Source organism: Streptomyces sp. NPDC107471, assembly GCF_055582845.1.
Window position 1 is genome coordinate 70256 of sequence record NZ_JBVJPC010000003.1, and the last position, 12543, is coordinate 82798.

At 72.8% G+C, this 12543-nt stretch carries 11 protein-coding genes; 4 read left to right on the plus strand and 7 right to left on the minus strand.

Features of this window, described 5'->3' with window-relative positions:
- Positions 1–130: 130 nt before the first annotated feature.
- From ACZ66S_RS09815 to ACZ66S_RS09825, 3 genes are read left to right on the plus strand one after another with little or no spacing between them, the layout of a single operon-like run.
- Positions 131–1021 carry an alkaline phosphatase family protein gene (locus tag ACZ66S_RS09815; RefSeq protein WP_469900980.1) on the plus strand — a complete coding sequence of 297 codons (891 nt, stop codon included), beginning with the start codon at positions 131–133 and terminating at the stop codon, positions 1019–1021.
- Between the two features lie 5 nt (positions 1022–1026).
- Positions 1027–2349: an MFS transporter gene (locus tag ACZ66S_RS09820; protein WP_469900981.1), complete on the plus strand. Its 1323-nt coding sequence runs from the start codon at positions 1027–1029 to the stop codon at positions 2347–2349.
- The gene (locus ACZ66S_RS09825; protein WP_469900982.1) at positions 2346–3368 is read left to right on the plus strand and encodes a TolB family protein; all 1023 of its coding nucleotides are present in this window, start codon (positions 2346–2348) and stop codon (positions 3366–3368) included. Before ACZ66S_RS09820 ends, ACZ66S_RS09825 begins: the two co-directional genes overlap by 4 nt.
- Before the next feature lie 54 nt (positions 3369–3422).
- Here the strand turns inward: ACZ66S_RS09825 and ACZ66S_RS09830 are convergent, their stop codons facing one another.
- From ACZ66S_RS09830 to ACZ66S_RS09840, 3 genes are all read right to left on the minus strand, one after another.
- Positions 3423–4808 carry a glycoside hydrolase family 16 protein gene (locus ACZ66S_RS09830; protein ID WP_469900983.1) on the minus strand — a complete coding sequence of 462 codons (1386 nt, stop codon included), beginning with the start codon at positions 4806–4808 and terminating at the stop codon, positions 3423–3425.
- A gap of 302 nt (positions 4809–5110) precedes the next feature.
- Positions 5111–6346: a L,D-transpeptidase gene (locus ACZ66S_RS09835; protein ID WP_469900984.1), complete on the minus strand. Its 1236-nt coding sequence runs from the start codon at positions 6344–6346 to the stop codon at positions 5111–5113.
- Between the two features lie 141 nt (positions 6347–6487).
- Positions 6488–8590, minus strand: a complete 2103-nt coding sequence (locus ACZ66S_RS09840) for an MMPL family transporter (protein ID WP_469900985.1) — start codon at positions 8588–8590, stop codon at positions 6488–6490.
- 202 nt (positions 8591–8792) lie between these two features.
- Between ACZ66S_RS09840 and ACZ66S_RS09845 the strand changes: the two genes are divergently transcribed.
- Positions 8793–9200 carry a VOC family protein gene (locus ACZ66S_RS09845; RefSeq protein WP_469900986.1) on the plus strand — a complete coding sequence of 136 codons (408 nt, stop codon included), beginning with the start codon at positions 8793–8795 and terminating at the stop codon, positions 9198–9200.
- On the opposite strand, the gene ACZ66S_RS09850 is transcribed toward ACZ66S_RS09845, so the two are convergent.
- From ACZ66S_RS09850 to ACZ66S_RS09865, 4 genes are read right to left on the minus strand one after another with little or no spacing between them, the layout of a single operon-like run.
- Entirely contained in the window at positions 9197–9865 is a 669-nt protein-coding gene (locus ACZ66S_RS09850; protein ID WP_469900987.1) for a response regulator transcription factor, read from the minus strand. The two genes, ACZ66S_RS09845 and ACZ66S_RS09850, sit on opposite strands and share 4 nt — an antisense overlap.
- Positions 9862–11058, minus strand: a complete 1197-nt coding sequence (locus tag ACZ66S_RS09855; protein WP_469900988.1) for a sensor histidine kinase — start codon at positions 11056–11058, stop codon at positions 9862–9864. Before ACZ66S_RS09855 ends, ACZ66S_RS09850 begins: the two co-directional genes overlap by 4 nt.
- 58 nt (positions 11059–11116) lie before the next feature.
- Positions 11117–11938 (minus strand): IclR family transcriptional regulator, encoded by an 822-nt coding sequence (locus tag ACZ66S_RS09860; RefSeq protein ID WP_469900989.1) that lies wholly within the window; start codon positions 11936–11938, stop codon positions 11117–11119.
- Positions 11935–12354, minus strand: a complete 420-nt coding sequence (locus ACZ66S_RS09865) for a MarR family winged helix-turn-helix transcriptional regulator (protein ID WP_469900990.1) — start codon at positions 12352–12354, stop codon at positions 11935–11937. Before ACZ66S_RS09865 ends, ACZ66S_RS09860 begins: the two co-directional genes overlap by 4 nt.
- Between the last annotated feature and the right edge of the window lie 189 nt (positions 12355–12543).

Below are 12543 nucleotides of genomic sequence, written 5' to 3' on the forward strand. Positions count from 1 at the left end.
TGTGCGTGGGGTGATCTTTGCCTGGCGGAGCCCACGGTTCGCCCGGCCTTCACGTGGACCCGGCCGACGGCTCCTAGGGTTGCGGCGCCGCTCCCCCCGAACGTCCGTCACCTCTGTCCGGAGGACAGTCATGGCCGCCGTCAAGGCACCCCAGCGCAACCGACGTTCTCTCTCCGCACTCGCCGGAGCCCTCGCCCTCACCGCCACCTCGATCGGCGTGTGGGCCGCGACGGCCTCCAGCGCCGAGGCAGCCGCTCTGCCCACCCCCGACCACGTCGTGGTCGTGGTGCTGGAGAACCACGCCTACTCGCAGGTCATCGGCAGCTCCAGCGCCCCCTACCTCAACAACACCCTCAAGGCGGGTGGCGCCAGCCTCACTCAGTCCTACGGCCTCACCCACCCCAGCGAGCCGAACTACTACATGCTCTTCTCCGGCTCCAACCAGGGCCGCACCGACGACAGTTGCGTGAGCGTCGGCTCCATCGGCAAGCCCAACCTCGCCTCCGAGCTGATCGCCGCGGGCAAGACCTGGGCGAGCTACAACGAGTCGCTGCCCAGCCAGGGCTCGACGACCTGCAGCAGCGGGAACTACGCCCAGAAGCACAACCCCTGGTTCGGCTTCTCCAACGTGCCGACCAGCACCGCGAAGACCTTCGCGCAGTTCCCGACCGACTACACGGCCCTGCCCAAGGTGTCCTTCGTCGTCCCGAACCTGTGCAACGACATGCACGACTGCTCGGTCTCCACCGGCGACACCTGGATCAAGAACAACCTGGGCGCCTACGCCACCTGGGCCAGGACCCACAACAGCATCCTCGCCGTCACCTTCGACGAGGACAACAAGCTCTCCGGCAACCGCATCCCCACCCTGTTCTACGGGCAGCACGTCGCCCCCGGCAGCTCCAGCTCCACGACCTACAACCACTACAACGTGCTGCGCACGGTGGAGGACCTGGCCGGTCTGAGCGCCCACGCGGGCAACGCCGCCTCGGCCTCCGACATCACCGGCATCTGGAACTGACGCCCGTGTACCTCGCGGACTCCCGGAGCACGGGTTCCCGCGGCACCGAGGCCGCCGTCGTCCCGGACACCCGTCCGGGGCGGCGGCCGGCCGCCGTGCCCTCCACCGTGCTGGCGCTGGGCGCGGTCAGCCTGATCACGGACGTCTCCTCGGAGATGGTGACGGCCGTCCTGCCGCTGTACGTGGTCGCGGGCCTCGGCCTCTCGCCCCTCGGCTTCGGCCTCCTCGACGGCATCAACAACGGCGTCGGCGCCCTCGTCCGGCTGGCCGGCGGCCACCTCGCCGACCGGGGAGGCCGCCGCCACAAGCTCGTGGCGGGCCTCGGCTACGGCCTGTCGGCGCTGTGCAAGCCGCTGCTGCTCCTCGCCCACACCCTCCCCGTGCTCGGCGCCGTGCTCGCCGTCGACCGGACCGGCAAAGGGCTGCGCACCGCCCCGCGCGACGCGATGATCTCCCTGGCGGCCGAACCCGCCCAGCGGGGACGGGCGTTCGGCGTCCACCGCGCCATGGACACCACCGGCGCGCTCCTCGGCCCGCTCCTCGCCTTCGCCGTCCTGCGGGCCACCGTCGACGGCTACGACGCGGTCTTCGCGGTCAGCGGCTGCGTCGCCGTGCTCGGCGTCCTGGTGCTGGTGCTCTTCGTGCCCCGCCGCGTGGACGCCCCCGCCCCCGCCCCCGCCGTACGGCGGCCCCCGCCGCCCGCACCGGACCGGCCCCCGGGCCTGCGTGACGCGTTCGGGCTGCTGCGGCGGCCCGCACTGCGCCGCCTGACCCTGTGCGCGGCCCTGCTCGGCCTGACCACGGTCAGCGACTCCTTCCTGTACCTGCTGCTCCAGCGGGAAGGGGAGCTGCCCGCCCATCTGTTCCCGCTGCTGCCGCTCGGAACCGCCGCCTTCTTCCTGCTGCTCGCCGTGCCGCTCGGCGCCCTCGCGGACCGCGTCGGCCGCCGCCGGCTCTTCCTGGCCGGCCACGGTGTCCTGCTGCTCGGCTACGGCCTGGTGCTCTGCCCGTGGCACGGTCTCCCGGCCGTGCTCGCCGTCCTCGTGCTGCACGGCACCTTCTACGCGGCCACCGACGGAGTGCTCGCGGCCGCCACCGCCGCGGTCGTCCCCGCCCGGCAACAGGGCGCGGGGCAGGCCCTGGTCGGCACCGCGCAGGCGCTGGCCCGGTTCACCTGCTCGCTCGCCTTCGGCGCGGCCTGGAGCCTGTGGGACGGGCGGACCGCGCTCACCCTCACCGCGGCCGCCCTGGCCGCCGGCGCCGTCATGGCCGCGTTCGTCCTGCGCGGCACGGACGAGACCCCCACCCCCGACGAGGTGCCCGCATGACCCGCACGACCCGTCTGGTGACCCTGCTCCTCGCCGTCCTGCTGCTCGGGACGGTCGGCACGGGCTCGGTGCTGTACGCCGCCCACCGCTCGGGCCTGCGCGACCGGCAGCAGGCCGACGGACCGACCGTGCGGGCCGGCACCGTCTCACTGCGCCCGACGGCCGAACGTCGCCTGCTGGTGCGCAACCTCGCCTGGGGCCCGCACCGCGACGAGATCGCCACCGTCCCCGCCGACGATCCGCAGGGCCTCCGCACCGCCTCCGGATTGAAGTGCCTGCGCTTCCACGCGGCGGCCGGCACCGGCATCTGCCTCCAGGCCGTGCACGGGGCGCTGGAGGACACCTACCGCGCCGTCGTGCTCGACGCGCGCCTTCGTGAACGCCACCGCTTCCCGGCGGCCGGCATCCCCACCCGGGCCCGGGTCTCGCCCTCGGGGCACATGGTGGCCTGGACGGTGTTCGTCAGCGGGGACTCGTACGCCGGCACGGACTTCTCCACCCGCACGGCCGTCGTGGACACCCGTACCTGGGCGATCGACGACAACCTGGAGACCTTCCACGTCGTCAGGGACGGCCGCGCGTACCACGCCGCCGACATCAACGTCTGGGGTGTCACCTTCGCCGACGACAACCGCTTCTACGCCACGCTGGCGACCGGCGGCCGGACGTACCTCGTGCGGGGCGACGTCACCGCGCGCACCCTCACCACCCTGCACCGCAACGTCGAATGCCCCTCCCTCTCGCCCGACGGCACCCGCGTCGCCTACAAGAAACGCGTCAACGGGGCATCCCCCGACGCCCCTTGGCGTCTGTACGTCCTGAACCTGCGGACCATGAAGGAGACCGCGACGGCCGAGCACCGCAACCTCGACGACCAGGCGCTGTGGGCCGACGACGACACGCTCGTCTACGCCCTGCCCGGCGACTACGGTTCCGACCTGTGGACCGTGCCCGCCGACGGCGGCGGCACGGCCCGCCGCCTGATGAACTCCGCGGTCGCGCCCGCCTATCTGGGGTGACAAGCCGCCCCGCGAGACCGCTCGGCGGCCTCGCGGGGCGGCCCGACCGGTCGGTCAGTGCCCGAAGGTGAACCAGTTCACGTTCACGAAGTCGGCCGGCTGGCCGCTGGTGAAGGTCAGATAGACGTTGTGGGTGCCGGTCACGCGGCTGATGTTCGCCGGGACCGTCCTCCAGGACTGCCAGCCACCGGTGTTGGAGAGCGCGAAGCTGCCGACCGGGGTGGCGGTACGGCTGTCCAGGCGCACCTCCACCAGACCGCTCACGCCGCTCGCCGCGCCGCTCGCCACCCGGGCGACGAACTGCGTGGCCGCCGTGGAGCCGAAGTCGACGTTCTGGTAGAGCGCCCAGTCGCCGTTGGCCAGGGAGGCGATGTTCTGGCCGCCGCCGGTGTCGGACGTGGTCTCGGTGCCGACTCCGCTCTGGCTGGTGAAGGACTCCGCCTGGAGGGTGCCGTAGGCGTCACCGCCGCCCGAGGGCGGCGGCGTGGTACCGCTCCCATTCGCCGACAGCACCTGGACGTAGTCCACGACCATGGGCACGCCGGACTGGGTGCCGGAGTCGAGTCCGCCGCCGAACGCGTCCGGGAAGGCGCCGCCCATCGCCACGTTGAGGATGATGAAGTACCCGTGGTTGGTGGCGTTGGCCCAGGTCGTCGCGTCCATCTGGCTCGCGTTGACCGAGTGGAACTGGGTGCCGTCGACGTAGAAGCGGATCGTCTCGGGGCTCACCGAGCGGTCCCACTCCATGGTGTAGGTGTGGAACGCCGACTGGCAGGTCGAGCCGGGACAGGCGACGTTGTTGCCGATGCCCGAGGTCTCGTTGCAGGGACCGCCCGGGTTGGTGCCGCAGTGCATGGTGGCCCAGACGCGGTTCAGGCCCTGGACGTTCTCCATGATGTCCAGCTCGCCGACGCCCGGCCAGTTCTGGTAGTTGCCGCGGTAGGGCGCGCCGAGCATCCAGAAGGCGGGCCAGTAGCCCTCGGCCGCGGTGCCGGTGACGTTGGGCATCTGGATGCGGGCCTCGACGCGCAGCTTGCCGCCGGCCGGGGGCTGGAAGTCGGTGCGGTTGGTCTCGATGCGGCCCGAGGTCCAGTTGCCCGACGCGTCGCGGAGCGGGGTGATGCGCAGGTTGCCGTTGCCGTCCAGGGCGACGTTGCTCGTGCTGTTGGTCATCCGCTCGACCTCGCCGGTGCCCCAGTTGGCGGGGCCGCCGGGGTAGGAGGTGCCAGTAGCGTACTGCCAGTTGGAGGTGGAGACGCCGGTCCCGGCGGACCCGTTGAAGTCGTCGACGAAGACCTGCGACCAGCCCGTGGGAGGGGTGGGGGCGGAGGCGTCGGCGGGGAGGGTGGCGGCCGTCGCGAGGGCGGCCGCCAGACCGAGGGTGCTGAGCACGGCGACGAGGGCCCGTCGCCGTCTGGGGATGCCGGAGGTTTCGCTCATGGGGGTGCCTCTCGGGTACGGGGTGGGGTGCGGGGAGCCCTTCGAGCACGCTCTGAGAGCGCTCTCAAAGTGCGCCCAATGTGCTCTCGGCCACTCCGGTCGTCAAGAGGTGAAACAGTGAAAGTCACTGCACCGCAGGTGAGTTCACCGTGTGAAGGGTGCGCGTCGGAGCCCGCCGACGCCTGCGGTCACGCCCCGCCACGCTTCCCTGGGGCCCAGGTGCTGCCGGCAGGACTCCGGATCGCCCCGCAGAACGCGGTCGCCCTCGCCCGGGGCCGCCCCTCGCCCGGCTCCTGTGACGGCTAGAGCGCGCTGCCGGCCTTCCAGTCCGACCACGACAGGTTCCAGCCGTTGAGCCCGTTGGACGGCTCGACGGTCCGCTCGCCGGAGTTCTTCACGATCACCACGTCACCGAGCATCGAGCTGTCGTAGAACTTGTAGCCGTCCACGGAGCTGTCGTTCGCGCCCTTGGCGTCGTGCAGGCCGATGCAGCCGTGGCTGGTGTTCCGGCTGCCGAACACCGAGGTGGACGCCCAGTAGTTGCCGTGCACGAAGGTCCCGGAGGTGGTCAGGCGCTGGGCGTGCGGGACGTCGGAGATGTCGTACTCGTCGCCGAGCCCGACCGTCGAGGACTCCATGCGGGTCTGCTTGAACCGCTCGCTGATCACCATGATCCCGGACCAGGTGGTGTGGTCGGAGTCGCCGCCGCTGACCGGGTAGGTGGCGACCGTCTCGCCGCCCCGCCTGACGGTCATCTCCTCGGTGGCCAGGTCGACCGTGCTGATCTGCTCGCGGCCGATGTGGAAGGTGACGTCCTTCGACTGCACGCCGTAGACGCCGTCCGCGCCCTGGACGTCCTTGAGCCGCAGACCGAGCGTGATCCTCGTGCCGGCCGCCCAGTAGGTCTCGGGCCGGAAATCGAGGCGGGTGTCGCTGAACCAGTGGCCGACGACCTCCACCGCCGGCTCCGCGGTCACGGTGATCGCCTTCTGGACGGCGGCCCGGTCGGACACGGCACGGGTGAAGTTGATCGACACGGGCATGCCGACGCCGGAGGTGGAGCCCGCCTCGGGGGTGAAGTAGCCCACGAAGGTCTCGCCGGGGGACTTCGTGGTGAAGGTGGCCGTCTCCTCGGTGCCGCCCCGTGCCGTGACCGCGACCGTGTACGTCGTGCCCGAGTACGGATTCCTCGACGAGGTCCATGTCGTTCCGGCGTCGTTGTAGGAGCCCTCCAGCGCGGAGCCGTCCTCGCCGGTCACCTTCACCGCGGCGAGGGTCCCGTCGGTGACCGTGACCTCGACGGGCGTGTCGAAGCCGGCCTTCGTGGTGCCGTTCGCCGGGGTGACCGTGACGACCGCCTTCCTGGTCGCCGCCCGCACCGACGCGCTCGCCGCCGACTCCCGCGAGGTGTCCGCCGTGCCGCCGCCGCAGCCCGTCAGCAGGGTCGCGGCCGGTACGGCGCCGAGAGCGGCGAGGATCCCGCGCCGGGACCACTTCTCCGACTGCTCGGACCGGTTCGATATGTGCCAGTCGCCCACGGGAGGCCTTCCTGAGATGTCCGCCTTTGCGGGTGCATCGTGCGCCTCGTACCTTGGGTGATCCTTTGAATCACCGGGCCGTGGGCTGAGATTCCGATGAGGAGACTCCGGGGGGCGGCGGAGCGACCGCCGTCCGCCGCCTCAGGCGTTCGTCGTCACGGGCCGCTCGGGCGTGGCCGCCTCCCGCAGCCCGAACCGGTCGTGGACCGCGCGCAGCGGCCTCGGCGCCCACCAGGCGCGCCGGCCGAGCAGCGCCATGGTCGCCGGGACCAGCAGCATCCGTACGACCGTCGCGTCGATCAGCACCGCCAGGGTCAGCCCGAGACCGATCTGCAGGATGGGCGAGAACCCGCCGGTCATGAAGGCGCCGAAGACGACCGCGAGGAGCAGCGCGGCACAGGTGACGACCCGCCCGGACCGGCGCAGCCCGGTCACGACGGCCACCTGGTCGTCCCCGCCGCGCTGCCGGGCCTCCCGCATCCGGGCCAGGATGAACAGCTCGTAGTCCATGGCGAGCCCGAAGGCGATCGACACGATCAGCGGCGGGGCGGTCAGGCTCAGCGCGCCCAGCCCCTCGCCGCCGAGCAGCCCGGCCCCGTGGCCGTCCTGGAAGACCCACACCACCACCCCGAGCGCCGCGCCCAGGCTCAGCAGCGTGGTCGCGATCGTGCGCAGCGGGATCAGCACCGAGCCGGTGAAGGCGAACAGCAGCACGAAGACGGCGGCCAGGACGGTCAGCGCCGCCCAGGGCGCCCGGTCGGCGAGCATCGCGCGGAAGTCGACCAGCCGGGCCGCGACCCCGGTCACCTCGACGGGCTCGTCGCCGCGTATGTCCCGTACCCGCTCGACCAGGTCGGTGGCCGCCGTGCCGTCCACCGTGCCGGGCGGGCGCAGTTCCACGACGGTGCTGCCGCCCGGCAGGTCGCGGGACTCGGCGTCCGGGACCAGGGCGCGGACACGGTCGGCCGTCGCGGTGTCGGTGCCGGGCCCGAGGAGGACGACCACGGGGGAGACGCCGGTGCCCTTCGGGAAGTGCGCGCCTACCGTGTCGTACAACTGCCGTGCCTCGGTGCTCGCGGGCAGTTGCCGGGCGTCGCCGATGGCGATCCGCAGGCCGGTCACGGGCAGGGCGAGGACCAGCAGGACCGGGACGACGGTGACCAGGACGGCGATCCGGCGGCGCTGGGCGAAGCGGGCGAGGCGGGCGAAGACGCGGCCCTCCTCGGCCTCGGAACGCGCCTTCGAGGGGCGGATCCGCCCGCCGAACCTCGTGAGCAGCGCGGGCAGCAGCGTGACCGCGGCCAGCATGTCGACCACCACGACGGCGGCGACGGCCAGGCCCATGCTGCGCAGGAACACGCTCGGGAAGACCAGCAGCCCGGTCAGGCTGACGGCCACGGTGAGACCGGAGAACAGGACGGTCCGGCCGGCCGCGTCGACCGTGCGGTGCACGGCCTCGACGAGGTCCTCGGTGTGCCGCCGCTCCTCCCGGAAGCGCACCAGCAGCAACAGCGCGTAGTCGACGGCGAGTCCGAGGCCGAGCATGGTGGTGACCTGGATCGCGTACACCGAGATGTCGGTGACCTGGCTGAAGGCGAACAGTCCCAGGAAGGCGCCCGCGATCCCGCTCAGGGCGATCACCAGCGGCAGCATGGCGGCCCGCAGTCCGCCGAACACGACCAGCAGCAGGGCGAGCACGACCGGCAGGGAGATCAACTCGGCGCTCCTGACGTCCTCCTGGGCGCGTTCGCCGAGCTGCCGGCCGAACAGTTCGCCGCCGCTGACGTGGACGTCGGGTGCGTCGATCCGCTTGACGGTCTCGACGACCGCGTCCGTCGCCTCCTCCTCGGCCTCGTCGCTCAGGCCGCCCTCGAAGGTCACGGGGACCACGAGCGCCTGTCCGTCGCGGGCGGTGAGACCGGGCGTGCGGTACGGGTCCGGCACATGGGCCACCCCGGCGATCTCGCGGACCTCCGCGACGATCCGCTCGACCTGGGCGCGCAGGGCCGCGTCGGCGACGGCCTCGCCCGCGACGACCGCGGTGACGGACTCGCCGGCCGGGTCCACGGCGGAGAGCCGGTCGTCGGCCCGGTCGGACTCGGTGCCCGGCACGTCGGGCACGTCGTCGGAGAGATCGGCGAAGACGCCCGTGCCGAGGCCGAAGCCCAGCAGCAGGAAGGCGGCCCAGAGGCCGATGACGGTCAGCGGGCGGCGGGTCGCAGCCCGGGCGAGGGTGGAGAGCACGGGGGCCTCCCGGCGGGTCGGAGCGGTCGGTGGTCGGTGACACTCAGACTGCTGCCGCGGGCGTGCCCACCGGATCGCCGGGACGGGCGGTTTCGGCGCCTCCGCCGTACGGGTGAGGCGGGTCGGTTCCTCACTCCCGCGGGGGAGGAATCTCCGGTACCGGTCGGGGAGTTGACCGAGCAGACACGAATGAGGAGGCCGCATGTCCGAGGTACCACCCGCCGTCCGTGAACTCCGGCTCGTCGTCACGGCGGACGACTACGACGAGGCGCTGCGCTTCTACCGGGACGTCCTCGGGCTGCCGGAACGAGCCGCGTTCTCCTCGCCCGACGGCCGGGTCACCATCCTGGAGGCCGGACGCGCGACGCTGGAGCTGACCGATCCGCACCACGCCGCGTTCATCGACGAGGTCGAGGTGGGGCGCCGGGCCGCCGGGCACATCCGGGTGGCGTTCGAGGTGGACGACTCGACCGTCATGACGGCGAGGCTGGCGCAGGCGGGGGCGGAGGTGGTCGCCGAGCCGACCCGCACGCCCTGGAACTCCCTCAACTCGCGCCTGGAGGCGCCGGGTTCGCTGCAGTTGACCCTGTTCACCGAGCTCGGCGACTAGGGGGCGCCCGGCGTCACCAGGCCCGTCTCGTAGGCGCAGATCACCGCCTGCACCCGGTCCCGCAGCCCGAGTTTGCCCAGCACGTTGCTGACATGGGTCTTGACCGTGTGCTCGCTGACGAACAGGGTCGTGGCGATCTCCGCGTTGGACAGGCCCCGGGCCAGCATCCGCAGGGTCTCCACCTCGCGGGCGGTCAGGACGTCCAGGCGGTCGGGGGCGGGTTCGGCGGCGGCCTCCTCGCGGCGGCGGCGCACGATGTCCGCGACCAGGCGGCGGGTGACGGTCGGCGCGAGCAGCGAGTCGCCGCCCGCGACCACGCGGACCGCGTGCACGAGGTCGTCCCGGCGCACGTCCTTGAGGAGGAAGCCGCTGGCGCCCGCGTACAGGGCGTCGTACACGTACTCGTCGAGGTCGAACGTGGTCAGCATGACCACCTTGCAGCTCGACTGGGCGCACACCCGCCGGGCCGCCTCCAGGCCGTCCATGACAGGCATCCGGATGTCGAGGAGCAGCACGTCGGGCGTGTGCCGGCGCACCGCGTCGACCGCCTCGGCGCCGTCCCCGGCCTCGGCGACCACCTCGATGTCCTGCTGCGCCTCCAGGATCATCGTGAAGCCGCTGCGGACCAGTTCCTGGTCGTCGGCGACGACCACCCGGATGCTCACCCGAGGGCCGCTTCCCGGCCGGCGGTCGCGGGCAGCCGTACGACGACCCGGAAGCCCCCGTCGGGGCCGGGACCGGCCTGCGCGCCGCCCCCGCAGGCGGCCGCCCGCTCCCTGAGGCCGATCAGCCCGTGCCCGCCCGCCGGGCGCGCGGGGCCCCTGCCGTCGTCGGTCACCGTGAGGGTCAACCCGTCCTCCGCCCAGTCGAGTTCCACCTGTGCGCAGGAAGCGTACGCGTGCTTCACCGTGTTGGTCAGGGCCTCCTGCACCGCGCGGTAGGCGGCGACCTCGGTGTCCGGGGGCAGCGGCCGCGCCCGGCCGCGGACGCTCAACTCGATGCGCAGTCCGGTGGATTCGGCGACCTGGCGGACCAGGCCGGGCAGTCCGGCGAGATCCGGCTGCGGCAGCCGCACGGCCCCGCCGAGGCGTTCCTCCTCCTTCAACACGCCGAGGATGCGCCGCAGTTGGTTCATGGCGTCCCGGCCACTGGCCGCGATCGCGTCGAACGCTGCCTCGGCGCGGGCCGGATCGCTGCGCACCACGACCGGCCCGGCCTCCGCCTGGACCACCATGAGGCTCACCGCGTGCGCGAGGATGTCGTGCATGTCCCGGGCGATGCGGGAGCGTTCCTGGGCGATGGCCCGGGCCGTCTCGGCGGCCCGCTCCCGTTCCAGCCGGCGGGCCCGGTCCTCGACGGCGGCGGTGTACGCGCGCTGGACGCGGGCCAGCACGCCGAGGCCGTAGGCGCAGATCATGCCGGTGATGTGGAAGGCGTACTCGAAGGGCTCGGAGTGCTCCTTGTGCTGCATGGTCAGCACCGCCCCGAGCAGCCAGCCCGCCAGCATCGAGCGGCGCTGCCAGGGCAGCGCCTGGGCGGCCAGGGTGTACAGGACGACCAGCCCGCCGTAGAGGACGTCGGGCGGTGGCGCGTGGTAGTAGGCCATGGCCGTGGTGGCCGCCGAGACGGCCACGGCGCTGGAGTAGGGGACGCGGCGGCGCCAGACCAGGGGGACGGCGGTGGCGGCGCCCAGCAGCCAGCCCACCAGGGTCAGCCGGTCGTCGCCCTCGTCGGGGAACAGCCACTGCAGGGACGCGGCGAACAGCACGAGCGCGGCGAGCGCGCTGTCGACGACGTACGGGTTCGTCGTCCGCAGGCGGGTCACGACGGGGGCGTACCAGGACCGGGCGGCGGGCATGAGCGGCTCCTCGGGGCCGGGGCCGTTCCAGTATCACGAGGCCCGGGCGGCCGTGACCTCACCGGTGCGAGGGATTTCCGGTGCCCGTCGGGGGTGTCACCGCCGGCTGCCAGCCGAGCGCCCGCGAGATCCCGAGCGCCGCGAGCCGTACCGCCGGGACCAGTGCCGGCACCTGGGCGTCGGCGTGCGGCACGACGACCGACACGGCCGCGACCACCGCCCCGTCGGGCCCGCGCACGGGGGCGGCCACCGACAGGGCGTCGTCGGTGACCTGACGGCTGCTCACCGCGACGCCGGTGCGCCGCACCTCGGCCAGGACCCGGCGCAGCCGCACCGGTTCGGCGATGGTGTACGGCGTGAACACGGCGAGCGGGTCGGCGGAGTACTCCTCCTGCTCCCGCGGCTCGCAGTGCGCCAGCAGCACCAGGCCGACCCCGGTGGCGTGCAGCGGCCAGCGCGCCCCGACCCGGATGTGCACGCCGACCGACGCCCGGCCAGCGATCCACTCGATGTAGACGACGTCCGTGCCGTCCCGCACCGCCAACTGCACGTTCTCGTGGGTGGCTTCGTACAGGTCCTCCAGGTACGGCAGCGCGAGCTGCCTGAGCGCGACCCCGCGCGGGGCGAGCGCGGCGACCTCCCAGAGACGGAGTCCGACGTGGTAGACCCCGGTGTCGTCGCGCTCCAGCGCGCCCCAGTCGGTCAGCGCGCCCACCAGCCGGTGCGTGGTCGTCAGCGTGAGTCCGGCCCGCCGGCTGATGTCGGTCAGGGACAGCGCCGGGTGCGCGTGGTCGAACGCGGCGAGCACGGCCAGCAGCCGGTCCGGGGCGGTGGAGGCGCCCCGGCCCAAGCGGGGCCGGGAGTCGGGGCGGGCGGTCATGGCCGGTCGGCGACTCTCAGCAGGAGGGCCTGGAGGGTTTCCCGTTCGGCGGGGTCGAGCGGCGCGAGGAGGTCGTTGGTCACCCGGCGGCCCGCCTCGTCGGTGCCGCGCAGGAAGGCCCGGCCGTCCTCGGTGAGCACGACGATCTTGCTGCGGCGGTCGTCGGGGGAGGGGCGGCGCTCGGTCATGCCCAGCTTCTCCAGGTCGTCGACCAGGCCGACGATCGCGCTGGGGTCGTAGCCGAGCCGGGTGCTGAGCTCCCGCTGGAGGGCGCCCTCGGAACCGGCGAGGTAGCGCAGCACCGCGTAGTGCCGCAGCCGCAGTCCCGACTCCTGGAGGAACGTGTTGAACAACTGACCCGAGCGCAGTCCCAGGCGGTACAGCAGATAGCCGGTGTCCGCGTGCAGCCCGCGCATCCACGGCTCCTCCGAGTCGATGGGCTTCGGGGTGGCGTGCTGGCGTGTGATGGCGGGCTCCTCGTGCTCGGGGTGTCAGGGAGATTCCAGCATGACGCACCCGAAGGTCGCCAACAACTATTGACGTCACCAATTATTGCTCTTAGCTTCGATCTCGCAGTCGCACCGCGCTTCCCGAAGCCGCGCCAC

Excerpts from the sequence above, each read along its gene's own strand:
- ACZ66S_RS09815 (WP_469900980.1), top strand. The coding sequence starts at position 131 with ATGGCCGCCGTCAAGGCACCCCAGCGCAACCGACGTTCTCTCTCCGCA.
- ACZ66S_RS09825 (WP_469900982.1), top strand. The coding sequence starts at position 2,346 with ATGACCCGCACGACCCGTCTGGTGACCCTGCTCCTCGCCGTCCTGCTG.
- ACZ66S_RS09830 (WP_469900983.1), bottom strand. The coding sequence starts at position 4,808 with ATGAGCGAAACCTCCGGCATCCCCAGACGGCGACGGGCCCTCGTCGCC.
- ACZ66S_RS09845 (WP_469900986.1), top strand. The coding sequence starts at position 8,793 with ATGTCCGAGGTACCACCCGCCGTCCGTGAACTCCGGCTCGTCGTCACG.
- ACZ66S_RS09855 (WP_469900988.1), bottom strand. The coding sequence starts at position 11,058 with ATGCCCGCCGCCCGGTCCTGGTACGCCCCCGTCGTGACCCGCCTGCGG.
- ACZ66S_RS09860 (WP_469900989.1), bottom strand. The coding sequence starts at position 11,938 with ATGACCGCCCGCCCCGACTCCCGGCCCCGCTTGGGCCGGGGCGCCTCC.
- ACZ66S_RS09865 (WP_469900990.1), bottom strand. The coding sequence starts at position 12,354 with ATGCGCGGGCTGCACGCGGACACCGGCTATCTGCTGTACCGCCTGGGA.